Below are 23572 nucleotides of genomic sequence, written 5' to 3' on the forward strand. Positions count from 1 at the left end.
AGGGCCCGCGCCGTCTTGAGGCCGCGCGGGCTAAAAACGAGTCAACTATGTCTACTGAAACTATCGCCGTAACTGGCAAAGTGCTGGGCGCACTGCTTTACTTCCCGCCCGATTCACCGCAGGTTTTCCCGCTGATCCAATGGCTGCAAGAGGGGGCGTGGAAAAGCGAATGGCCCTATTTAACGGCAGAGTCCGCGGCGGAAATCGAGACTTTGTTGCAGCAGAGTGTGGCTGAGGAAGAGTCCTGCGAAGAGGCGTTTCAGCGGCTGTTTGTCGGGCCGTACGCCTTACCGGCTCCGCCTTGGGGCTCAGTCTATCTGGATAAAGAGAGCGTCTTGTTTGGCGATTCAACCCTCAAACTGCGCGAGTGGATGCGCCAGCGCGGCATTGAAAATCAGCTTGTTCAGGCCGAACCCGAAGATCACATTGGCTTAATGCTGATGATGGCCAGCTGGCTGGCGGAAAACGATCATCAGCACCTTGACGCGTTTTTGGCCGAGCACCTGCTGCCTTGGTCATCGCGCTATTTGTCCTTACTCGAGCAAGGCGCGGTGCATCCGTTTTATCAAGCCGTAGCGCGTCTGGCGCAAGTCACGCTGGATGGCTGGCAGCAGTTCTGCCCATTGGCCGTGGTTGAGCAGGAGCTTTACCGTTAATGAGCGATTCGCGTGATGCCAATTACTATCGGGCGTGGATGAGTTCGCGGGAAGTTAGCCGTCGCGGGCTATTTCGCGGCTTCTTCGCCTCCGGCCAGCGCGCCGTTGAAGACAATCGCGATGCCGGCGTGTTAGTTCGCCAGTGCGCTCGCCCGCCACAGGCCATCGCCGAGCCGCTTTTTTTACAAGCGTGCGATGGCTGCGGGGCGTGCCGCGATGCCTGCCCGATGGGCATCATCGCCGTGGAACAGGGCAAGACCAGGCTGGAAATTGAGTACGCCGAGTGCGACTTTTGCGGCGCTTGCACTCACGCCTGTCAGCGCGGGGCATTAGAGGCGACGGTGGTGATGGATACCGGGCTGCGTCCGGTTATTTCTCAGCAGTGTCTGGGACGCCTCGATAACTTGTGCAGAATGTGTGAAATAGCCTGCACGCGGACGGCAATATTTTTTAATCAACATAATCAACCGGCGATAAATAACGATAACTGTAACGGCTGCGGTAAATGCAAACTCGTTTGTTATCATGGTGATATTAGTTTGTCATTACAGCCTTCATGAGTTCTTAGCGTTGGATTGATTAGCGTTTTAAATCATCGACTCACAGTTTGTGCTGATACCGATTTTCAGCCAATTGACTTTTAAATCGCCAGTGGCATGATGCGCGCAATTTCTTCGCTTCTTGGTCGCCAACTTCCCTATGTCCGCCTACTCTCGCCCGGTAATTTTATTATTATGTGGGCTACTTTTGCTGACGGTTTCTATCGCTGTACTCAGTACACTAGTGCCGCTTTGGCTCAGCCATGAAATGCTGCCTACCTGGCAGGTCGGACTGGTGAGTTCATCCTATTATTCGGGCAACCTGGTGGGCACGCTGATCGCCGGGGTGGTGATTAAAAAGCTCGGCTTCAACCGCAGTTATTACCTCTCCTGCATGGTGTTTGCCGCCGCGACCGCCGGACTGGCACTGTCAATGAGCTTCTGGAGTTGGATCAGCTGGCGCTTTATGGCCGGTGTGGGCTGTGCGCTGATTTGGGTCATTGTGGAAAGTGCTCTGCTGCGCAGCGGGACAGTGCGTAACCGTGGTCAGCTGCTGGCGGCCTACATGATCATCTATTATATCGGTACCGTGGTCGGACAGCTGATGCTCGGCATAGTCTCGACCGAGCTGTTCAGCGTGCTGCCGTGGGTGACATCGCTTATCGCCATTTCCATCCTGCCGCTGCTGTTCACCCAGATAACCAATCAGGACAGCGAGCTGCCGCGCACCTCTATTTGGCCGATGCTAAAACGCCGCAGCGCGCGCTTGGGTATCAACGGCTGCGTGATTTCAGGCATTATTCTCGGCTCGCTGTACGGCTTAATGCCGCTGTTCCTTAACCATCAGGGCATGAGCGATGCTGACGTGGGATATTGGATGGCGTTGCTGGTCAGTTCGGGGATCATCGGGCAGTGGCCGGTAGGGCGTTTGGCCGACCGTTATGGTCGCCTGATTGTACTGCGTGTGCAGGTGTTTGTGGTGATCCTTGGCAGTATTGCGATGCTCAGTGGCTATGCGATGGCGCCAACTCTGTTTATCCTCGGCTGCGCGGGCTTTACTCTCTATCCGGTGGCTATGTCATGGGCCTGTGAGAAGGTCAATCCGGAAGAGCTGGTGGCGATGAATCAGGCGCTGTTGATGAGTTACACCATCGGCAGCCTTGCCGGGCCAACCATGACCGCGATGCTGATGCAAAACTATTCCGACCGTCTACTTTTTGTGATGATTGCCGCCGTGGCTCTGGTTTATCTGGTAGTTCTGCTGCGTAAAGCTGACAAACATCAGACTCCGGTGGCGACGGCCTAAAGCCAACTCACGGTAAACAGACATAAAAAAGCCCGAACCTTCGGGCTTTTTTATTTGTGCGGATACGGAAGGGTTAGTACATCACTTTGTGGCCGTAGCCTTCAAGAATGCCTTTCACTCTGTCCATGATCTCTTTAGTCGGCGGGTTGACGCCGTCTAAACCATAGGTCTCGCCCATGGCGGTCCATTTGTGTTTACCCAGCTCATGGTAGGGCAGCAGTTCAATCTTCTCGATGTTGGTCATGTCTTTGGTGAACTCACCGAGCAGATGCGCCGATTTGTCATCATCCGACCAACCCGGAACCACTACATAACGGATCCAGGTACGCTGATTGCGTTTTGCCAGATAACGGGCGAATTCCAGCGTGCGGTGGTTCGACACGCCAACCAGATTCTGGTGAATATCGTCATTCATCTGTTTGAGGTCGAGCATGACTAAGTCAGTCACGTCGAGCAGCTCATCAATTACCGGGTCATAGCGACGAACAAACCCGTTGGTGTCGAGACAGGTATTGATGCCTTCTTTCTGGCACGCGCGGAACCAGTCGCGAACGAATTCGGCTTGCAGGATCGCTTCGCCACCCGAAGCCGTGACCCCGCCGCCCGAGGCGTTCATAAAGTGGCGATAGGTGACCACTTCACTCATTAAATCTTCAACATTGATCTCTTTGCCTCCATGGGTGTCCCACGTATCGCGGTTGTGGCAATACATGCAACGCATCAGGCAACCCTGGAAGAACACAATAAAACGTATGCCTGGGCCATCTACCGTGCCACAGGATTCATAAGAGTGGATGCGACCTTGAACTGACATTGCGGGTTTTTCTCCAATATTGACCAATAAGTTGCAGTCTAAATGCGCGGATGCTGGCCTGGCAGAGATAAACTGAAAGTAACCCCATATCCTTGAGGATTCTCTGGTTGCTACTTGTTAATAATAACAGACAATTAGTAAGGTTGATTGCTATAGCATCGCGGATTTGCTTTGCCAGAAGCCTCTGTCACTAAGACTCTGGCAAAGCAGACTTATTCTATAAAGTCTTCATCAAAGAGCAGGGCTTGATGTTAAAAAGGCTCCACGGTTGTGGAGCCTTTATGTTTTGCGGCTAACTTACCGCTGTATTACTTACAGCGTTTTGGTGAAGGTACGGGTGATCACGTCTTGCTGTTGTTCTTTGGTCAGCGAGTTGAAACGCACTGCGTAACCAGATACACGGATGGTCAATTGCGGATATTTTTCCGGATTTTCCATCGCATCTAACAGCATTTCACGGTTCATCACGTTGACGTTCAGGTGCTGACCGCCTTCGATGTTTGATTCGTGGTGGAAGTAACCATCCATCAAGCCAGCAAGGTTGGCTTTACGGACATCATCATCTTTACCCAGCGCGTTTGGCACGATGGAGAAGGTGTATGAAATACCGTCTTTCGCGTAAGCAAACGGCAGTTTAGCGACGGAGGTCAGAGAGGCAACGGCACCTTTCTGGTCACGACCGTGCATTGGGTTAGCACCCGGACCGAATGGAGCACCGGCGCGGCGACCATCTGGCGTGTTACCGGTTTTCTTACCGTAAACCACGTTAGAGGTGATGGTAAGAACAGACTGAGTTGCCACAGCGCCGCGGTAGGTACGCAGTTTCTGAATTTTCTTCATGAAACGTTCTACCAGGTCACAAGCGATGTCATCTACACGAGAATCGTTGTTACCGAACTGCGGATATTCACCTTCGATTTTGAAGTCAGTCGCCAGACCGTCTTCGTCACGAATGGTCGTCACTTTGGCGTATTTGATTGCAGACAGGGAGTCAGCAGCCACGGACAGGCCTGCGATACCACATGCCATTGTGCGATAAACATCACGGTCGTGCAGCGCCATCAATGCAGCTTCGTAGCTGTATTTGTCGTGCATGTAGTGAATGATGTTCAGGGCAGTCACGTACTGTTTTGCCAACCAGTCCATGAAGTGGTCCATGCGGTCCATGACTTTGTCATAGTCCAGCACTTCATCCATCATTGGCGCTTCTTTCGGGCCAACCTGGATTTTCATTTTTTCATCAACGCCGCCATTGATGGCGTACAACATGGTTTTCGCCAGGTTGGCACGTGCGCCGAAGAACTGCATTTGTTTACCAACAACCATTGGGCTTACGCAGCAAGCAATTGCGTAGTCATCGTTGTTGAAGTCAGGACGCATCAGGTCATCGTTTTCATACTGTACGGATGAAGTATCGATTGAGACTTTCGCTGCGTATTTTTTGAAGTTCAGTGGCAGTTTTTCTGACCACAGGATGGTCATGTTTGGTTCCGGTGAAGGACCCATGGTGTACAGCGTGTTCAGGAAGCGGAAGCTGTTTTTGGTCACCAGAGTACGGCCGTCAACGCCCATACCTGCCAGAGATTCCGTTGCCCAGATTGGGTCACCGGAGAACAGTTCATCGTATTCAGGAGTACGCAGGAAGCGAACCATACGCAGTTTCATAACCAAGTGGTCAATCAGCTCTTGTGCAGCTTCTTCAGTCAGGGTGCCAGCTTTGATATCACGCTCGATGAACACGTCAAGGAAGGTAGATACGCGGCCGAAGGACATTGCTGCACCGTTCTGAGATTTAACCGCGGCCAGGTAGCCGAAGTAAGTCCACTGAACAGCTTCTTGTGCGTTAGTTGCAGGACCTGAAATGTCGTAGCCATATTTCGCTGCCATTTCTTTAATCTGGCCCAGTGCGCGGTGTTGCTCAGAAATCTCTTCGCGCAGTTGGATGGTCATTTCCAGATTTACGCCATTTTCCAGGTCATTTTGCAGAGACTGGAACTGTGCGTATTTGTCAGCCATCAGGTAATCAATACCGTACAGCGCAACGCGACGGTAGTCACCGATGATACGGCCACGGCCGTAGGCATCTGGCAGACCGGTCAGAACACCGGATTTACGGCAGTTCAGGATGTCTTTGGTGTAAACATCGAAAACGCCTTGGTTGTGAGTTTTACGGTATTCGGTGAAGACTTTTTTCAGCGCTGGATCCAGTTCACGACCATAAACTTTACATGAACCTTCAACCATCTTAATGCCGCCGAATGGGATCAGGGCACGTTTCAGAGGAGCGTCAGTCTGCAGACCGACGATGGTCTCGAGAGATTTGTTGATGTAGCCCGCATCGTGAGAGGTGATAGTTGCCGCGACATCGGTATCAAAATCAACTGGAGCGTGGGTGCTGTTCTCCAGTTTGATGCCTTCCATCACTTTTTCCCACAGGGTAGAAGTCGCTTCAGTTGCGCCAGCTAAGAAAGACTCATCACCTTCATATGGGGTGTAGTTTTTCTGAATGAAGTCACGGACGTTAACTTCATTCTGCCATTCGCCAGCACTAAAACCTTGCCATGCGTTGGTCAATTTTTCATTGAGCTTGGACATTATGCACCTACCTTCTAATTTGGCTTTCTTTATAAATCGGTTTGTAAACTTGTTGTGACCAGCAATTCACAGAACTTAGTGTTTTTGCTCATCACGGAGATAAATTACCCAGTACGTCAATCCGACCATTAAACCGCCACCAATGATGTTGCCGATGGTGACTGGGATCAGGTTGTCGATGATAAAGTTACTGATATTCAACTCTGCAAACTGTGCAGGTGTGGTACCAATCGCCTGCCAGAACTCAGGGGAAGCGAAGTTTTTAATCACGATACCGAGAGGGATCATAAACATGTTGGCGATGCTGTGTTCGAAGCCGCTGGCAACGAACATGCCGACAGGGAGGATCATGGCGAACATTTTGTCCATCAGGCTGCGGCCTGAGTAACTCATCCACACCGCCAGACAGACCATCAGGTTAGCCAGAATGCCGAGGCATACGGCTTCAATGAATGTGTGATGCATTTTATGGTCGGCGGTTTGTAGGACATTAAGCCCCCACAGGCCGTTATCAACCATATATTCACCCGAGAACCAGATGAGGGCGACAAAGAACAACGCGCCAATCAAGTTACCAATATAGACATTGACCCAGTTACACGCCAATTGGCCCCATGTGATTCGGCCGCTGGCCTTGGCTATCACAATCAGTACCGTAGAAGTGAAAAGGTCAGCTCCGCACACCACGACCAACATTAGGCCGAGAGAGAAGCAGATACCGCCGACTAATTTAGCCAGACCGAAAGGGACGGCTGCAGTGCCTGTGGTAGAGGTGATATAGAAAACAAATGCAATTGAGATAAAGACACCAGCGGTTATCGCTAAATAGAATGTTTTCAGCGGTTGTTTAGTGGCTTTATAAACGCCAGCATCTTCGGCGACTTTCGCTGTAGCTGCGGGTAACAATAAATTGAAGGGGTTGTCAGCTTTCACAGTAACTCTCTCTGTAAGGGTTATCTACTGCACAACGAGATACTAGCAAAGCAGTATAACGTAAAAATTGACTTGGATCATAAGGGGGGGTTATATCCGAGCTGGGAGCTTATACCAAAGGAGTAAATTATGCCTTATCTTTTTGAAAAACAAAGAATAAAAACATTTTAAATCTTACAAAAAAAGTTGAATTGCCTTTTTGGTGGTGAGAATGAAATGTTAAAGTTTGAGGGGCAATGTAATGAAATCATTTCTTATTGTGCATATTATCTGCGATATTTTTTAATGGTTAGCAGAAGTGAAATAAAAAAAAAGCGGGGAAATTAAAAATAGTTAAGGCATAAAATTAAGCAGCAAATTGAATGAGTAGTCAAATAATCATATCGATGGTTTTTAATGCAAAAAAACGGTTCCAGATTTTTGGTATTTAGGATTAAAAAAACCGGCAGACAGGGCTACCGGTTTGGATTTGCTCAAGAAAGAGTGAAGCGAATTACTTCTTCAGCCAGTAACGGCGTTTAGCCGCCTGCAGCTTCTCATAGGCCGCCAGCAGTCCTTGATGGGACGGCAGGGCTTTCAGGTCAGCATCTACGGCAAACAGCCCATAGAAACGCTCTTCACCGCTGATGGCAGCCGAGGCGTGATCGACAGCATCCTGACCGTACATTTTGACGAAGGCGCCATAATACTGGGCCGGGTCGCGATCTTCTTCCAATGAGAGTTGCAGCAGGGTTTGCAAGCAACGGTAATAGTTGTTGCGCTCATCGCTGTACACGGACGAGTTAAACTCGTGCGCCCACTCGGCCCAGGTCAGTGCCTGATCCAAGTCGCCGCCGGCCAAGGCCAGCATGGATTTCAGCTCGCCTACGCGCAGGGTGTACCAGCCGTTATCTTTGCCGCTGGCAATGCCCAGCAACTCGCGAACGCGGGTGAAGTCGTCCAGACCTTCGTCGTCCATCTGGGTGATCATTTCCAGATAGGTTTCCTGTGAGAAATCACTGTCTGGCAGAGCCAACAGCTGCTCGCGCAGGTGAGCGCCCATGCTGTTGTTGGCTAACAGCAAGTCTTCCGCCGGGTAGATGTCTGACATGCCAGGCACGATGATGCGGCACGCGTAAACGTCTAAGTGCTCGTAATCAGCGATATACACTTCAGCATCTTCTTTATCGAAGATTGCCATCAGCGTGGCGAACTCTTCTTCGGTGGTGCCGCTGAAGCTCCAGTCTGCAAACGGATAGTCCGCATCTTGCTTGAACATGTCCCATGAGATCAGGCCGCTTGAATCGATGAAGTGAGTTTCCAAGTTGGCGTGTTCAGCCACTTCTTCATCATCAAAGGTGGGTGCAGTAAACACATCCAGATCTTTCAAGCTACGACCTTGCAGCAGCTCGGTCACGGTACGTTCCAGCGCCACGCCAAAGTCCGGGTGCGCGCCGAAAGAGGCGAAACAGGTACCATTGGATGGGTTGAACAGCACTACGCAGATAACCGGATAGTTGCCGCCCAGAGAGGCGTCATAAGAAAGGATTGGGAAACCTTCTTCTTCCAGCTTGGCAATGGCTTCAACCACGCCCGGATAGCGTGCCAGCACCTCAGCAGGAATTTCCGGCAGGCTGATTGACTCAGCAATAATGCGGTTTTTAACGTAACGCTCGAAAACTTCGGACAGCCCCTGAACGCGCGCTTCGTTAGCGGTGTTACCCGCAGACATGCCGTTGGAAACGTATAAGTTGCCGATGATGTTCATTGGGATATAGACGGTTTGCAGGTCAGATTGGCGAGTGAACGGCAGGGCGCAGATCCCGCGCTCCGGGTTGCCGGACTGCAGGTCTACCAAATCGCTGCCGGTAAGCTCTTTATCAGCATCATAAAAATCATGCAGACGCTCATCCAAAATCCCCGCTGGCAGGCTGTTATCTGCTGGGATTGGGAACCATTTCTCGTTTGGATAATGCACGAAATCGCCATTGGCAATCTCTTTACCCAGATAGAAATCGGCGAAGAAATAGTTGGTCGACAGACGCTCGAAATATTCACCTAAGGCAGAAGCCAATGCCGCTTTTTTACTGGCACCTTTACCGTTGGTAAAGCAGAGCGGGCAGTCGCGATCGCGAATATGTACCGACCAAACGTGGGGTACAGGATTCAGCCATGAAGCCTCTTCAATATTGAAACCGAGGTCGGCGAGTTTTTGTTGGAAGCGGGAAATAGAGTCTTCCAGCGCGGCGTCTTTACCAGGAATAAAAGTTTGAGTCATTGAGTTCACTTTTGAGCGTTCTAAAAACGCGCAATGATACGGGGTTTTGGCCTATAGCTCCACGTATTCATACAGCTACTGCGTGCGCGGGATAAAGCATCAGCAACATAGTCTTTATTTTTCATTTTTTAACGATTTAAACGCGGTGAATGGGGCGATATTCGGGTGACAGCAATGTGATCCTGCTCTCAGGAACAATAAGCGTTGCAGACTGCTTGTTTCGAATGATAAAACCGTTAAATTGATTGTATCGATGGTTAGCTCAGTGGAGTGGTGAGGGGAAATGACTCAGGTTTATAATTTCAGTGCAGGTCCGGCAATGATCCCGGCAGAAGTGTTACGTCGTGCGCAACAAGAATTATGTAATTGGCATGGTTTGGGCACGTCGGTGATGGAAATCAGTCACCGTAGTAAAGAGTTTATTCAGGTTGCCGAAGAGTCGGAACGTGATATCCGCGAGCTGATGAATATCCCCTCGAACTATAAAGTCCTGTTCTGCCACGGCGGCGCGCGCGCGCAGTTCGCTGCGATCCCACTGAACTTACTGGGTGATAAAACCACTGCTGACTATATTGACGGCGGCTACTGGGCACACAGCGCGGTCAACGAAGCACAGAAATACTGCACGCCAAACGTTATTGATGTGACAACCACCGTCGACGGCAAACGCGGCATTTTGCCGATGAGCCAATGGGCGTTGAACAAAGATGCCGCCTATGTTCACTACTGCCCGAATGAAACCATTGATGGCGTCGCTATTGATGAAGTGCCTGACTTTGGCGACAAACTGGTCATTGCTGACTACTCGTCATCTATTTTATCTCGTCCGGTAGACGTGAACCGTTTTGGCGTGATTTATGCCGGCGCGCAGAAAAACATCGGGCCGGCTGGCCTGACACTGGTGATCGTGCGCGAAGATTTGCTGGGCCGTGCTCGCAAAGAATTGCCTTCGATTCTTGATTACACCGTGCTGGCTGAAAATGACTCCATGTTTAACACGCCGCCGACCTTCGCCTGGTATCTGTCTGGCATGGTCTTCAAATGGCTGAAAGAGCAGGGCGGCCTGCGCGAAATGGAGAAGCGTAATCGGGCGAAAGCTGAATTACTCTATGGCACTATCGACCGTTCTGATTTTTATCGTAACGACGTGGCTCAGGCCAACCGTTCGTGGATGAACGTTCCTTTCCAAATGGCGGATGCGTCTCTGGACAAACTGTTCTTAGAGCAGTCGCAGAAAGCGGGCCTGCATGCTCTGAAAGGGCACCGCGTTGTTGGCGGAATGCGCGCATCGATTTATAACGCGATGCCGATTGAAGGTGTTAAAGCATTGACCGATTTTATGGCTGATTTCGAGAAAAGCCACGGTTAATCATCTGTAATAATCGCCGTGCGCAGCATGGCTTGAAAATGACCCCGGCCTGAAATCCGGGGTCATTTTATGAATAAAGAATAATGGAGAAAGCGTGGAATCCCTGACATTACAACCCGTTGCATTGGTTAACGGCACTATCAATTTACCGGGCTCAAAAAGTGTTTCCAACCGTGCACTTTTGCTGGCGGCCTTTGCCCAGGGTACAACCCGCTTAAATAACTTACTCGACAGCGACGACGTGCGTCACATGCTCAACGCGCTGACCAAACTGGGCGTGACTCACCGCCTGTCAGCAGATCGCACGCATTGTGATATTGACGGCTTAGGGGGAGCTTTCCAGCCTTCTGAAGCTTTAGAGCTGTTTTTAGGTAATGCGGGCACCGCGATGCGTCCTCTGGCCGCAGCCCTGTGCCTCGGCGCGCATGACGTGGTGCTGACCGGCGAGCCGCGCATGAAAGAGCGCCCAATTGGCCATCTGGTTGATGCTTTGCGTCAGGGCGGAGCGGAGATTGAGTACCTCGAACAAGAAGATTACCCACCCGTGCGCCTGCGCGGTGGATTCAAAGGCGGCGAAGTTACGGTCGATGGCAGCGTTTCCAGCCAGTTCTTGACCGCGTTGCTGATGACCGCGCCTCTGGCGGCGGCAGATACTACTATTCGCATCAAGGGTGATTTGGTTTCCAAGCCTTACATCGATATCACTCTGAATCTGATGAAGACTTTCGGCGTGATGGTAGAGAACCAGAACTACCAAGAGTTCCGCATCAAAGGCCAGCAGACCTATGTCTCTCCGGGCACCTATTTAGTCGAGGGTGACGCTTCTTCAGCTTCTTACTTCCTGGCTGCGGCAGCCATCAAAGGCGGCACCGTTCGCGTGACCGGCATTGGTAAAAACAGCATGCAGGGCGACATTCGCTTTGCCGACGTGCTGGAGAAAATGGGGGCGAAAATCACCTGGGCCGAAGATTATATCGAATGCACCCGTGGCTCTCTGACCGGGATTGATATGGATATGAACCATATTCCTGACGCCGCCATGACGATTGCCACCACCGCGCTATTCGCACAAGGCCCGACCACGTTGCGCAACATCTACAACTGGCGCGTAAAAGAGACTGACCGTCTGGCAGCGATGGCAACCGAGCTGCGCAAAGTGGGCGCCACAGTGGAAGAAGGTGAGGATTACATTCGCGTTGAGCCGCCGCAGTCTCTGACTTTCGCCGAGATTGGCACCTATAACGACCACCGCATGGCGATGTGCTTCTCGCTGGTGGCCCTATCGGATACGCCGGTGACCATTCTTGACCCGAAATGCACCGCGAAAACTTTCCCTGACTATTTCGACAGACTAGCTGGCATTAGCACTCTGGCGTAATTCCCAAGCTGTATCTGGGTTTCAGCGATAACGGGCATCAGTCGATGCCCGTTTTTTTATGCAGTAATGAACTATTCTTCTTCAGACATAGTCTGCTTTTTCGCCAACTGGATGATGTGGGGTAACAGTTGACGCAAAGGCAGCGTATAATGCCGCTCCTGAATTAGCCTTATCGGGTTAATGATGAGGGTTTACCCCACCCAAAGGAGACAGAAATGACGGCTTTAGCCCCGGTAATTACCGTTGATGGGCCAAGTGGCGCAGGTAAAGGCACCTTGTGCAAGGCGCTGGCAGAGGCTCTGGAATGGCGTTTGCTGGACTCTGGTGCCATTTATCGCGTTTTAGCACTGGCTGCTTTACATCATCAGGTTGATATTGTCTCTGAAGATGCTTTGGTGCCGCTCGCCGCACACCTTGATGTGCGTTTTGTGGCTCAGGATGGGCAATTAAAAGTGATTTTAGAAGGTGAGGATGTCAGTAATGAAATCCGCACCGAAACCGTAGGAAACACGGCGTCGCAGGCGGCCGCTTTCCCTCGGGTTCGCGAAGCGTTATTGCGCCGTCAGCGCGCATTTCGCGAGGCCCCAGGGCTGATTGCCGATGGCCGAGATATGGGCACCGTGGTGTTCCCCGACGCGCCGGTAAAGATATTCTTAGACGCCAGTGCGGAAGAACGTGCAAACAGAAGAATGCTACAGTTGCAGGAAAAAGGCTTTAGTGTTAACTTTGAACGTCTTTTAGCCGAGATAAAGGAACGGGATGACCGTGACCGTAATCGTGCTATAGCGCCTTTGGTCGCTGCTTCTGACGCGCTTTTGCTGGATTCAACCAGCATGTCGATCGACGAAGTTATCCAACGTGCGCTGGCTTATGCCACTGAAATTCTAGGATCGCCGCAAAAACAAACCCGGTGATCGAGCTTGTTAACTGGTGCTGAATAAAGGTTCAGCGCCAGTTTTAGCTATAGTTTTTTTTAACCTCGCCGCAAGGATCTGTAGCGGGGCATTTGAAACAACCCCATCCAGCAGGATGCCAGATGGACGTTAAACTTAAGAACCTAAAGATTATCAACATGACTGAATCTTTTGCTCAACTCTTTGAAGAATCCTTAAAAACAATCGAAACCCGTCCGGGTTCCATCGTTCGTGGCGTTGTTGTGTCTATCGACAAAGACGTAGTACTGGTTGACGCCGGTCTGAAATCTGAGTCCGCTATTCCAGCAGAGCAGTTCAAAAACGCACAGGGCGAACTGGAAATCCAGGTTGGCGACGAAGTTGATGTTGCGCTGGACGCTGTTGAAGACGGCTTCGGTGAAACTCTGCTGTCCCGTGAAAAAGCTAAACGTCATGAAGCATGGCTGATGCTGGAAAAAGCTTACGAAGAAGCTGCAACTGTTACCGGTGTTATCAACGGTAAAGTTAAGGGCGGTTTCACTGTTGAGCTGAACGGTATTCGTGCGTTCCTGCCAGGTTCACTGGTAGACGTTCGTCCGGTACGCGACACGCTGCATCTCGAAGGCAAAGATCTTGAGTTCAAAGTCATCAAACTGGACCAGAAACGCAACAACGTTGTTGTTTCTCGCCGTGCAGTAATTGAGTCTGAGAACAGCGCAGAGCGCGATCAACTGCTGGAAAACCTGCAGGAAGGCATGGAAGTTAAAGGTATCGTTAAGAACCTCACTGACTACGGTGCATTCGTTGATCTGGGCGGCGTTGATGGCCTGTTGCACATCACTGATATGGCTTGGAAACGTGTTAAACACCCAAGCGAAATCGTCAACGTTGGCGACGAAATCACTGTTAAAGTTCTGAAATTTGACCGTGAGCGTACTCGTGTATCCCTTGGCCTGAAACAGCTGGGCGAAGATCCATGGGTTGCTATCGCTAAACGTTACCCAGAAGGTACTAAACTGACTGGTCGCGTTACTAACCTGACTGATTACGGCTGCTTCGTAGAAATCGAAGAAGGCGTTGAAGGTCTGGTTCACGTTTCTGAAATGGACTGGACTAACAAAAACATTCACCCATCTAAAGTTGTTAACGTGGGCGATGTAGTTGAAGTTATGGTTCTGGATATCGACGAAGAACGTCGTCGTATCTCCCTGGGTCTGAAGCAATGTAAAGCTAACCCATGGCAGCAATTCGCAGAAACTCACAACAAAAACGACCGTGTTGAAGGTAAAATCAAGTCAATCACTGACTTCGGTATCTTCATTGGTCTGGACGGCGGCATCGACGGCCTGGTTCACCTGTCTGACATCTCCTGGAACGTTGCAGGCGAAGAAGCAGTTCGTGAATACAAAAAAGGCGACGAAATCGCAGCTGTTGTTCTGCAAGTTGACGCAGAGCGCGAGCGTATCTCCCTGGGCGTGAAGCAACTGGCTGAAGATCCATTCAATAACTACCTGTCTGTTAACAAGAAAGGTACTATTGTTACTGGTAAAGTCACAGCAGTTGACGCCAAAGGTGCTACAGTTGAATTGGCAGGCGGCGTAGAAGGTTACCTGCGTGCTTCTGAAGCTTCTCGCGACCGTATTGAAGACGCAACTCTGGTTCTGAGCGTTGGTGATGAAGTTGAAGCTAAATTCACCGGTGTTGATCGTAAGAACCGCGTAGTAAGCCTGTCCGTCCGTGCTAAGGATGAGTCAGACGAGAAAGAAGCAATCGCCGTGGTTAACAACAAACCAGACGAAAGCAACTTCTCTAATGCTATGGCTGAAGCGTTCAAAGCGGCAAAAGGCGAGTAATGACGGGGGGCGGTATTTATATCGCCCCGAAACGGTAGTTTAGCTGCAAAGCTTGGAGGTAATATGACCAAGTCTGAACTTATTGAAAGACTTGCTGGCCAGCACTCTCATGTCCCGGCGAAAGCCATTGAGGATGCAGTGAAAGAGATGCTTGAACATATGGCTGCAACTTTAGCTGATGGCGAACGCATTGAGATCCGTGGGTTTGGCAGTTTTTCTCTTCACTACCGTGCTCCGCGTGTTGGTCGTAACCCAAAAACTGGCGACAAAGTGGAGTTGGACGGTAAGTACGTTCCGCATTTCAAGCCGGGCAAAGAGTTGCGCGATCGCGCGAATATTTATGGTTAAGACTTCGGTCTGACATAAATTATGCCTATAGCGAACCAAAAACGGTGTCTTTTTAAGACACCGTTTTTTTATTTGTGCTTATCTCGCTCCACAATTGCGTGACGTCTCGCATCCTTCCTCTCTGCCTCTTGTTCTCCCCATCCCGCAAAACCATACTTCCGCCAACCTATTTTGCTGGAAAAAACAGCAACGAGTTTTTATCTCTCGCCAAATAATGCAGTAAGGACGCCACATCAAAATCTCAATGGATGAGATAGCGCTGGCTGCGATCGCCGGAATGCTGCCACTGATTTTTCTTCCCCAACTGCCGGGCTTCTATGCCTGTCTTTTCATGGCCCTTGGCGTGATAGGCGGTGGGAGGATTAACCGTAGATTGTCGCTACTTGTCGCCATTATTTTGCTGAGCCTGCTGTGGGGGACGCACAATGGACACTATTTACTTAAGCAAACCGAGAGCCTGAGTCTGGGCAAGAAAGAGGTGATTGCCGAGCTAAAAACGATAAATTTGCATCAATCAGGTAGTCAGTTAGTCATCTTTAAAATCGAAAGAGTCGACGGGGAGTTACTCTTTCCTCCGATTTATTTTCGCAGTCGTTGGGAGGGGGAGGGTAACTTCTGCGCTGGCCAAAAGTGGCAGCTAAGCGTCAATTTACGCCCAGTCCACGCCCTGCTAAATGAGGGTGGGTTCGATAGCCAGCGCTGGGCATTAGCCAACCGCTGGCCTTTAACTGGCAGGATCAGCAGCAGAACGCTCATCAGCCCCGAATGCAGTCTGCGCCAGCGTCTAATTTCCCACGTGCAACAGGTTATCACTCCCTTGGGGAACAGCCCGGTGCTAATGGCTTTAGCCTTTGGCGAGAAGGGGCTGATAAAAGCCGAAGACAAAATGCTGATGCAGCGAACAGGCATTGCTCATCTGATTGCTATCTCAGGGCTGCACATCGGCATAGCGGCCTGGTTTGGCTATGTGTTGGCGCGAGCGCTGCAATTCTTATTACCGATTAAATATATCGATTATCGCTTCCCACTCATCGCCAGCGAGTTATTCCTGCTGACCTACACCTGGTTGGCAGGAGGTAACGCCCCCGCCGTGAGGGCCGCCGTGGCGCTTTCACTATGGCTGCTATTGCGATTCATGCGAGTTAAATGCCATCCGTGGCAAATATGGCTGTGGTGCGTCGCGCTAATAGTGATTAGCGACCCGATGAGTATTCTTTCGGATAGCTTCTGGCTCTCCTGTTTCGCGGTGGCGGCCCTGATCTTCTGGTTTCAGTGGGCGCCTTTACCGCAGCGAGTAGGGCACTCATGGCGCTGGGCTGCGGTGCGCTGGGCCCATTTGCAGCTGGGAATGACGATTTTGCTGCTACCTCTCCAAGTCGGCCTGTTCCACGGCGTCAATCTCTCTTCTTTCGCCGCGAATATGTGGGCCGTGCCTATCGTTTCGCTATTTACCGTGCCCTTGGTACTGCTAGGCGTAATTTGCTCAGGTGCACTGCCAGCCCTTGTTACAGAGAAAATGTGGTTAATGGCAGACCAGAGCTTGTCGCTGGTATTTTGGGGCGTGCAGAGATTCTCAGGTGGCTGGTTCTATTTAAGTGAGCCAGCCGTCGCACTCACTTTGGCAGGGTGGGGGAGTGTGATTGTCTGGCGCCTGGGGTGGCTTAGGATTTTCCCCGCCACCGTAATAGGCCTGGCCTCGGTGCTAATGGTCTGGTTCTACAGAACGGATGGAGAGAATTGGCGTGTGGATATGGTGGATGTCGGCCATGGCCTTGCCATGTTGATCAGCAAAAACGGCAAGGGGGTGTTATATGATACTGGGAACCGCTGGGAGACGGGTTCGGCGGCCGAGATGAATATTCTACCCTTGATCAGATGGCGCAATATTCAGCTTGAACAGATCATTATTAGCCATGCTCACGCCGACCATCGCGGTGGTTTAGACGCCATAATGCGGGCATTTCCTTCGGCGACTCTAAGGGAAAGCGTGATAGGTTCACCACTGCCTTGCCATGCTGGTATTACTTGGGAGTGGCAAGGGCTGTCCTTTGCTGCGCTTTGGCCGGAAAGGGCGGGAATCATGTCCGGCAATGATGACAGCTGCGTCGTGAGGGTCAGTGACGGGAATTTCAGTGTTTTACTGACCGGAGATATTGAATCAGGCGCTGAACGCAAAATTGTTTCAAGATATCGCGGGGCCTTAGGCTCGACGGTGTTGCAGGTTCCTCATCATGGCAGTAATACGTCATCAACACCGCCGTTTTTGCGCGCTGTCGCACCGGAACTGGCGATTTCTTCCTCTTCTCGCTTCAATAAGTGGCATCTCCCCGCGCAAAAAGTGATGGCAAGGTATCGAAATGCCAGACTAGCCTGGCGCGATACCTCACGCTCAGGTCAGTTATCTGTTCATTTTTATGACAAATATTGGCGCGTGGAAGGATTCAGAGAGCAAATATTTCCTCGTTGGTATCATCGTCGGTTTGGCGTATCAGGCGATAATGAGTAGAATGGGCCGCTGTTTCTTTCGCTGCTGGTTAATAATGCATTATGAATGATAAAGATCTCTCCACCTGGCAGACATTCCGCCGCCTTTGGCCGATGATTACCCCTTTCAAAGCAGGGCTTATCGCGGCGGCTGTTGCGCTGGTGGCGAACGCCGCCAGTGACACCTTCATGCTGTCTCTGTTGAAACCTCTGCTGGATGATGGTTTTGGCAAAGCCGATCGCTCTATCTTGCTTTGGATGCCGCTGGCGGTAATCGCATTAATGATTGTGCGAGGGATCAGTGGCTATGTTTCTAGCTACTGCATTTCATGGGTATCCGGCAAAGTGGTGATGCAGATGCGTCGCCGTCTGTTTGGCCACATGATGGGCATGCCGGTCGCCTTCTTCGACCAACAATCGACGGGCACATTGCTGTCACGTATTACTTATGATTCCGAGCAGGTTGCCTCTTCTTCTTCAAGCGCGCTGGTAACAGTGGTACGTGAAGGGGCATCAATTATTGGCCTGTTCATCATGATGTTCTACTACAGCTGGCAGCTTTCGATCATTTTGGTGGTGATTGCGCCGGTTGTCTCGATTGTTATCCGTCTGGTTTCAAAGCGTTTTCGCGATATCAGCAAAAACATGCAGAACACCATGGGTCATGTTACAACCAGCGCCGAGCAGATGCTCAAAGGTCATAAAGAAGTGCTGATCTTTGGCGGGCAGAAAGTGGAAACTGAGCGTTTCGATTCTGTCAGCAACCGCATGCGTCAGCAGGGTATGCGTTTGGTGTCGGCATCATCGATTTCTGACCCGATTATTCAGCTTATCGCCTCTCTGGCGCTGGCATTTGTTCTTTATGCAGCCAGCTTCCCGTCTGTGATGGAAACACTGAGCGCCGGTACTATCACTGTCGTGTTCTCTTCCATGATCGCTTTAATGCGCCCGTTGAAATCACTGACCAACGTTAATGCCCAATTCCAGCGCGGTATGGCAGCTTGCCAGACGCTGTTCTCTATCCTCGATATGGAGCAGGAAAAGGATGAAGGTAAACGCGTCGTTGAGCGCGCCAAAGGCGATATTGAATTCAAAAACGTCACCTTTACCTATCCTGGGCGCGATGCGCCAGCGCTGCGCGATGTGGCTTTCACCATCCCTGCGGGCCGTACTGTTGCTCTGGTAGGGCGTTCTGGCTCGGGTAAATCGACCATTGCCAGCCTGATGACGCGTTTCTACGACATTCAGGAAGGCCAAATTCTGATGGATGGCCATGATTTGCGTGAATACACGCTGTCATCGCTACGTAATCAGGTGGCTTTGGTATCGCAAAACGTTCACCTCTTTAACGATACTATTGCTAATAACATTGCCTATGCGCGCACCGACGTCTTCAGCCGCGAAGAGATTGAGAAAGCCGCCAAAATGGCCTATGCCATGGACTTCATTAATAAAATGGATAACGGTCTCGATACGGTAATTGGCGAGAACGGCGTGCTGCTGTCTGGCGGCCAGCGCCAGCGTATTGCAATTGCCCGTGCTCTGCTGCGGGACTCGCCGGTGCTGATCCTCGATGAAGCAACCTCGGCGCTGGATACGGAGTCAGAGCGTGCGATTCAAGCCGCGCTTGACGAGCTGCAAAAGAACCGTACTTCGCTGGTGATTGCGCACCGTCTCTCAACCATTGAAAAAGCCGATGAAATTCTGGTAATTGAAGATGGCCGAGTGGTTGAACGCGGTTCCCACGCCGAGCTGCTTGAGATGCGCGGCGCTTATGCCCAGTTGCACCGGATGCAGTTTGGCCAATGATAGAGCGAATCTGGTCAGGTAAGTCGCCACTTTATCTACTATTACTGCCTCTTTCATGGCTGTACGGGTTGATAACCTGCGGGTTACGGCTCTGCTATAGAAAGGGGTGGAAAAAGAGTTGGCGCTCGCCTGTCCCGATTATCGTGGTCGGTAATCTCACTGCCGGTGGCAATGGGAAAACGCCGGTGGTGATTTGGTTGATTGAACTGTTACAGCGTCAGGGTTTACACGCAGGCGTAGTTTCTCGCGGCTACGGCGGTAAGTCAGAGACTTATCCGTTGGTGCTTGATGCAAATACCCAAACGGCCGAAGCGGGCGATGAGCCTGTGCTGATTTATCAGCGCACCGGCGCCCCGGTGGCGGTATCCCCAGTTCGATCCGATGCGGTAAAAGCGCTGCTCAAGAATCATCAGCTCGACGTGATTGTCACCGACGACGGCCTGCAGCATTACGCTTTGCAGCGTGATTTAGAAATTGTGGTGGTTGATGGCATACGTCGTTTCGGCAACGGCTGGTGGTTACCCGCCGGGCCAATGCGCGAAAGAGCATCGCGCCTGCGTTCTGTTGACGCCGTTATCACCAATGGCGGACAGAGCGAGCCGGGCGAAATCGCCATGCACTTGCAGCCGGGAATGGCCGTCAACTTGCTAACGGGTGAACAGCGCGATGCCACCTCTTTGCCACAGGTTGTTGCCATGGCGGGTATTGGGCACCCTCCGCGCTTCTTCGCCACGCTGAAAAACCTTCAAGTAACCACCCAAGCCGAGTTCGCCTTTGCCGATCATCAAGATTACCAATCCGAGCAACTGAGTGCTCTGCTCGGTGCTGAACAAACTCTATTGATGACGGAAAAAGACGCTGTCAAATGCAGAAGTTTTGCCCAGCCAAATTGGTGGTATTTGCCAGTTAATGCCCACGTTTCCGAGGCTGATACAGCCCGCCTGTTGGCAAAAATCGACCAAGTTATTGCGAAAAAATAGCCTATTGCTTCTCAGGGCAGGCCTTGTTTACATTTCTTCAAATTAAAAAAATAATAAAATTCCCAGCTAATGAGCTGATTTATATGGAATATAATTCAATGTTGGCGTTTTAAATATTTATTTAATTTATAGGTGTTGCTATTACATTTGAGTTGTGAGTAAATGCAGTCCGGCCTGTGATGCAGAGCTATTTATGTCCGAGTTTACAATCTAGCAGTTCCTCCCAAGACGTTATCTTTGATAAAACGATTCCTCTTCAAGTCGAACCTTCTAAGTACCTCCCCATAAGTAATCAATCTACTCGATTGGCCCTAAACGTTTTATGGCAGAAAATCTTAATCAAAGAATTAAGATGCTGAACCCTAAGGCGAAAAAAACTAATAAATTATTTCACAATCGCTCATTAGAGGTTTTTATAAAAAAATAACTTTAGAGTGGGCAAGCGCATCCGAACAATAATAAAAAGCGTGTTCATGGATGCCCAAAATAAAGGATCTACAATTATGATGTTAAAAATGGGTTTAGTTAAATGGTACAACCAAGCTAAAGGCTATGGTTTTATTTGCCCTCTCGACGGTACGTCTGAAATTTATGTTCAGCGCGCCTCTATTGCTAATACAGGCAATAAATCTTTGAATGCTGGGCAGCGCGTAGAGTTCACCACCTACCGCAGCGTGGCTCACGGTCCGTCAGCAGCCGATGTGATCGCGTTCTAAGTTTGACCTGTCCCCCAGACCTTGGCGCGTAAATTTACGCTCAGGTCAAAATGTGTTATCGGTATCTGTAATGCTTTCATCAACGGATACCGATATGTCTCACCCGGTTATATCTCTCTCTGCCGCCCGCACTTTGCACCTCGCTGCTCAACAACTTCAACACCCACTCAAGCGCAAGCCCCAGCGGGACGATCTCCTCACAGCCATTACTCAGATGGGTTTGCTGCAAATTGATACCATTAGCGTGGTCGCCCGCAGTCCGTATTTGGTGCTTTTTAGTCGCCTCGGGCACTATCCGCAGGAGTGGCTGGAAGACGCACTGGCGTCGGGTAAACTGTTTGAGTATTGGGCTCACGAAGCCTGTTTTATCCCCATCGAAGAGTACGCTTTGCTACGCCACCGCATGCTTCAGCCTGAGAAAATGGGCTGGAAATACTCAACCGAGTGGGTCGAAAAGCATCAGGAAGACATTGACGGCATCCTCAGCCATATTGCGGAAAATGGCCCGGTGCGTTCGGCGGATTTCGCCGGAGAGAAGCGTTCAGCTACCGGCTGGTGGGACTGGAAGCCGCACAAGCGGCATCTGGAGACGCTGTTTACCTCAGGCAAGCTGATGGTGGTGGAGCGTCGCAGTTTTCATCGCGTTTACGACCTCGCAGAGCGCGTGATGCCCGGCTGGAATGATGCCACCCAGGCTCTGTCACAGCAGGATGCCGAAGAGATCATGCTGCGCCGGTCGGCGCAAAGTCTGGGCTTATTCAAACCTGAGTGGCTGGCAGATTATTATCGCCTGAAACGCATTAAAGCGCAGGAGGTGATATCCCGCTGGTTAGAAAGTGGTGAGGTCAGGCCGGTCAATGTAAAAGGGCTGGATGGCCTGTTCTATGTGCATCAGAGTCAGTTTTCCCTGCTGGAACAAGCCATTAACGGCAAAATTAGCTCGACGGTTACCGCGCTGCTTTCGCCATTCGACCCCGTGGTATGGGATAGAAAACGGGCGCTGGCGCTATTTAATTTTGATTACCGACTGGAATGTTACACGCCGGAGCCGAAGCGGCAATATGGCTATTTCACGTTGCCTATTTTGCATCGCGGAGAGCTGATCGGGCGCGTGGACGCCAAGATGCATCGCAAAGAGAAAACCTTTGAAGTGAAAACCTTGCACCTTGAGAGTGGTACTAAACTGAGCCCAAGACGCATCAAAGATATCACTGATGCCGTCAGTCGTTTTGCCTTATGGCACGAGGCTGATCGGGTGCTGATAGGGAAGGTACCAGAAGCGTTGCGGCTGCACTGGGAAGCGGGCTGGTCATTGCTCAAATAAACAATCGGCTGCCATTGGCAGCCGTTTTTCGCTGGGTGAGAATGTCAAAACAGCCTTAGTTGCTGTAGTTGGCAAACATCGCGATGATTTTGTGGATCAGTTTCATTTCAGTGCTCGTCAGTAGAAATTTAATGTGACTTGTGTCACAAAAAAATACTACGCCGACCTCCGGCTTTTATCAATCTCTGTTTCGGCCTCTTGGCGATTTATCCCACTAGGCAGCCTATATTGCCGATGTCAGATTAACCTTGGCGGAAGGGTTATGGTATTCTTTGCCACCGTAGAGGTTTGTCAAAACACGCATTATTGCAGCTGCTTGGCCTTCAAGCGTGCAATTCACATGCCCCGGGAGAATGTATGGATCATCGTTTACTCGAAATTGTTGCTTGCCCTGTCTGTACCGGTAAGCTTTATTTCAATAAAGAGTCGCAAGAATTAATTTGTAAAGTGGACGGACTGGCTTATCCGGTGCGCGACGGCATTCCGGTGTTGTTAGAAACTGAAGCCCGTGCGCTTTCTGCTGACGAGACGCATCCATGAGTTTTATTGCCATCATTCCTGCCCGCTTTGCTTCCAGCCGCCTGCCGGGGAAACCTCTGGCGGATATCGGCGGCAAGCCAATGGTCGTTCATGTGATGGAACGCGCGAAAGAGTCCGGTGCCGATCGCGTTATCGTCGCCACCGACCATCCTGACGTTTTTGCTGCAGTAGAAGCGGCTGGCGGCGAAGTTTGCATGACCCGCGCTGACCACCAGTCAGGCACTGAGCGTCTGGCCGAAGTCATCGAACTGTACGGCTTTTCCGACGAGGACATTATCGTCAATGTGCAGGGCGACGAGCCTCTGGTGCCGCCGGTGATTATCAAGCAGGTCGCTGATAATCTGGCCTCCTGTGAAGCCGGCATGGCGACTTTAGCGGTGCCTATTGAAACGGCAGAAGAGGCGTTCAACCCTAACGCGGTAAAAGTGGTGATGGACGTCAACGGCTACGCGCTCTATTTCTCGCGGGCAACCATTCCGTGGGAGCGCGAGCGTTTTGCTAAATCCAGAGAGACTGTCGGTGATACGTTCCTGCGCCACATTGGCATTTATGCCTATCGCGCCGGTTTCATTCGCCGCTATGTCAACTGGGCGCCAAGCCCGCTTGAGAATATCGAGCTTCTGGAGCAGCTGCGCGTGCTGTGGTACGGCGAAAAAATCCACGTGGCCGTAGCGAAAGAAGTGCCGTCGGTGGGTGTCGATACGCCAGAAGATTTGCAGCGCGTGCGCGAGTTTCTGGCCCACTAATTAGCCTTTCCCCGCTTTGCGCCTTGCAACGC

Annotated in this window: 19 protein-coding genes; 15 read left to right on the top strand and 4 right to left on the bottom strand. The window is 51.0% G+C overall.

Annotated features, from left to right (window positions below):
• Positions 1–47: 47 nt before the first annotated feature.
• The 3 genes from dmsD to ACT3RR_RS02570 all read left to right on the top strand — a co-directional run bounded on the left by dmsD (position 48) and on the right by ACT3RR_RS02570 (position 2501).
• On the top strand, positions 48–656 hold the full coding sequence (dmsD, locus tag ACT3RR_RS02560; protein WP_496199672.1) for a Tat proofreading chaperone DmsD: 609 nt from the start codon (positions 48–50) through the stop codon (positions 654–656).
• Positions 656–1216 carry a ferredoxin-type protein NapF gene (gene napF / locus ACT3RR_RS02565; protein ID WP_496199673.1) on the top strand — a complete coding sequence of 187 codons (561 nt, stop codon included), beginning with the start codon at positions 656–658 and terminating at the stop codon, positions 1214–1216. The genes dmsD and napF overlap by 1 nt, the downstream gene beginning before the upstream one ends.
• Positions 1217–1355: 139 nt before the next feature.
• Positions 1356–2501: an MFS transporter gene (locus ACT3RR_RS02570; RefSeq protein ID WP_485902683.1), complete on the top strand. Its 1146-nt coding sequence runs from the start codon at positions 1356–1358 to the stop codon at positions 2499–2501.
• Between the two features lie 73 nt (positions 2502–2574).
• Here ACT3RR_RS02570 and pflA read toward each other — a convergent pair whose 3' ends face one another.
• From pflA to ycaO, 4 genes are all read right to left on the bottom strand, one after another.
• Positions 2575–3315 (bottom strand): pyruvate formate lyase 1-activating protein, encoded by a 741-nt coding sequence (gene pflA, locus ACT3RR_RS02575; RefSeq protein ID WP_034789169.1) that lies wholly within the window; start codon positions 3313–3315, stop codon positions 2575–2577.
• 312 nt (positions 3316–3627) lie between these two features.
• Positions 3628–5910 carry a formate C-acetyltransferase gene (pflB, locus tag ACT3RR_RS02580; RefSeq protein WP_353501544.1) on the bottom strand — a complete coding sequence of 761 codons (2283 nt, stop codon included), beginning with the start codon at positions 5908–5910 and terminating at the stop codon, positions 3628–3630.
• Between the two features lie 75 nt (positions 5911–5985).
• On the bottom strand, positions 5986–6843 hold the full coding sequence (gene focA / locus ACT3RR_RS02585) for a formate transporter FocA (protein ID WP_353501545.1): 858 nt from the start codon (positions 6841–6843) through the stop codon (positions 5986–5988).
• Positions 6844–7336: 493 nt separating this feature from the next.
• On the bottom strand, positions 7337–9100 hold the full coding sequence (gene ycaO / locus ACT3RR_RS02590; protein ID WP_496199674.1) for a 30S ribosomal protein S12 methylthiotransferase accessory factor YcaO: 1764 nt from the start codon (positions 9098–9100) through the stop codon (positions 7337–7339).
• Positions 9101–9383: 283 nt separating this feature from the next.
• On the opposite strand from ycaO, the gene serC reads away from it, so the two are divergent.
• The 12 genes from serC to kdsB all read left to right on the top strand — a co-directional run bounded on the left by serC (position 9384) and on the right by kdsB (position 23540).
• The gene (gene serC, locus ACT3RR_RS02595; protein ID WP_353501547.1) at positions 9384–10469 is read left to right on the top strand and encodes a 3-phosphoserine/phosphohydroxythreonine transaminase; all 1086 of its coding nucleotides are present in this window, start codon (positions 9384–9386) and stop codon (positions 10467–10469) included.
• 94 nt (positions 10470–10563) lie between these two features.
• Positions 10564–11847 (top strand): 3-phosphoshikimate 1-carboxyvinyltransferase, encoded by a 1284-nt coding sequence (gene aroA / locus ACT3RR_RS02600; RefSeq protein WP_496199675.1) that lies wholly within the window; start codon positions 10564–10566, stop codon positions 11845–11847.
• Positions 11848–12062: 215 nt separating this feature from the next.
• On the top strand, positions 12063–12761 hold the full coding sequence (gene cmk, locus ACT3RR_RS02605) for a (d)CMP kinase (RefSeq protein WP_485902678.1): 699 nt from the start codon (positions 12063–12065) through the stop codon (positions 12759–12761).
• A gap of 158 nt (positions 12762–12919) precedes the next feature.
• The gene (rpsA, locus tag ACT3RR_RS02610) at positions 12920–14593 is read left to right on the top strand and encodes a 30S ribosomal protein S1 (protein ID WP_100935605.1); all 1674 of its coding nucleotides are present in this window, start codon (positions 12920–12922) and stop codon (positions 14591–14593) included.
• A gap of 63 nt (positions 14594–14656) precedes the next feature.
• Positions 14657–14941 carry an integration host factor subunit beta gene (gene ihfB, locus ACT3RR_RS02615; RefSeq protein WP_034789191.1) on the top strand — a complete coding sequence of 95 codons (285 nt, stop codon included), beginning with the start codon at positions 14657–14659 and terminating at the stop codon, positions 14939–14941.
• Between the two features lie 244 nt (positions 14942–15185).
• Entirely contained in the window at positions 15186–17447 is a 2262-nt protein-coding gene (locus tag ACT3RR_RS02620) for a ComEC family protein (protein WP_496199676.1), read from the top strand.
• Between the two features lie 38 nt (positions 17448–17485).
• A complete protein-coding gene (msbA, locus tag ACT3RR_RS02625) occupies positions 17486–19234 on the top strand; it encodes a lipid A ABC transporter ATP-binding protein/permease MsbA (protein WP_353503933.1) in 1749 nt (582 codons plus the stop codon).
• Positions 19231–20214 (top strand): tetraacyldisaccharide 4'-kinase, encoded by a 984-nt coding sequence (gene lpxK, locus ACT3RR_RS02630; RefSeq protein WP_353501551.1) that lies wholly within the window; start codon positions 19231–19233, stop codon positions 20212–20214. Before msbA ends, lpxK begins: the two co-directional genes overlap by 4 nt.
• A 503-nt stretch (positions 20215–20717) precedes the next feature.
• Entirely contained in the window at positions 20718–20930 is a 213-nt protein-coding gene (locus tag ACT3RR_RS02635; RefSeq protein WP_441656179.1) for a cold-shock protein, read from the top strand.
• Between the two features lie 94 nt (positions 20931–21024).
• The gene (locus ACT3RR_RS02640) at positions 21025–22254 is read left to right on the top strand and encodes a winged helix-turn-helix domain-containing protein (protein ID WP_496199677.1); all 1230 of its coding nucleotides are present in this window, start codon (positions 21025–21027) and stop codon (positions 22252–22254) included.
• A 357-nt stretch (positions 22255–22611) separates the two neighbouring features.
• The gene (locus ACT3RR_RS02645; protein WP_034789208.1) at positions 22612–22794 is read left to right on the top strand and encodes a Trm112 family protein; all 183 of its coding nucleotides are present in this window, start codon (positions 22612–22614) and stop codon (positions 22792–22794) included.
• The gene (gene kdsB / locus ACT3RR_RS02650) at positions 22791–23540 is read left to right on the top strand and encodes a 3-deoxy-manno-octulosonate cytidylyltransferase (protein WP_353501553.1); all 750 of its coding nucleotides are present in this window, start codon (positions 22791–22793) and stop codon (positions 23538–23540) included. The genes ACT3RR_RS02645 and kdsB overlap by 4 nt, the downstream gene beginning before the upstream one ends.
• Positions 23541–23572: the final 32 nt, after the last annotated feature.

The sequence above is a fragment of the Ewingella sp. AOP8-B2-18 genome (assembly GCF_052376015.1).
Lineage (GTDB): Bacteria > Pseudomonadota > Gammaproteobacteria > Enterobacterales > Enterobacteriaceae > Ewingella > Ewingella allii.

Bases quoted from the DNA above. Each gene is read 5' to 3' on its own strand.
- dmsD (WP_496199672.1), top strand. From the start codon at position 48: ATGTCTACTGAAACTATCGCCGTAACTGGCAAAGTGCTGGGCGCACTG.
- napF (WP_496199673.1), top strand. From the start codon at position 656: ATGAGCGATTCGCGTGATGCCAATTACTATCGGGCGTGGATGAGTTCG.
- ACT3RR_RS02570 (WP_485902683.1), top strand. From the start codon at position 1,356: ATGTCCGCCTACTCTCGCCCGGTAATTTTATTATTATGTGGGCTACTT.
- pflA (WP_034789169.1), bottom strand. From the start codon at position 3,315: ATGTCAGTTCAAGGTCGCATCCACTCTTATGAATCCTGTGGCACGGTA.
- pflB (WP_353501544.1), bottom strand. From the start codon at position 5,910: ATGTCCAAGCTCAATGAAAAATTGACCAACGCATGGCAAGGTTTTAGT.
- ycaO (WP_496199674.1), bottom strand. From the start codon at position 9,100: ATGACTCAAACTTTTATTCCTGGTAAAGACGCCGCGCTGGAAGACTCT.
- serC (WP_353501547.1), top strand. From the start codon at position 9,384: ATGACTCAGGTTTATAATTTCAGTGCAGGTCCGGCAATGATCCCGGCA.
- cmk (WP_485902678.1), top strand. From the start codon at position 12,063: ATGACGGCTTTAGCCCCGGTAATTACCGTTGATGGGCCAAGTGGCGCA.
- rpsA (WP_100935605.1), top strand. From the start codon at position 12,920: ATGACTGAATCTTTTGCTCAACTCTTTGAAGAATCCTTAAAAACAATC.
- ihfB (WP_034789191.1), top strand. From the start codon at position 14,657: ATGACCAAGTCTGAACTTATTGAAAGACTTGCTGGCCAGCACTCTCAT.
- ACT3RR_RS02620 (WP_496199676.1), top strand. From the start codon at position 15,186: ATGGATGAGATAGCGCTGGCTGCGATCGCCGGAATGCTGCCACTGATT.
- lpxK (WP_353501551.1), top strand. From the start codon at position 19,231: ATGATAGAGCGAATCTGGTCAGGTAAGTCGCCACTTTATCTACTATTA.
- ACT3RR_RS02635 (WP_441656179.1), top strand. From the start codon at position 20,718: ATGATGTTAAAAATGGGTTTAGTTAAATGGTACAACCAAGCTAAAGGC.
- ACT3RR_RS02640 (WP_496199677.1), top strand. From the start codon at position 21,025: ATGTCTCACCCGGTTATATCTCTCTCTGCCGCCCGCACTTTGCACCTC.
- ACT3RR_RS02645 (WP_034789208.1), top strand. From the start codon at position 22,612: ATGGATCATCGTTTACTCGAAATTGTTGCTTGCCCTGTCTGTACCGGT.
- kdsB (WP_353501553.1), top strand. From the start codon at position 22,791: ATGAGTTTTATTGCCATCATTCCTGCCCGCTTTGCTTCCAGCCGCCTG.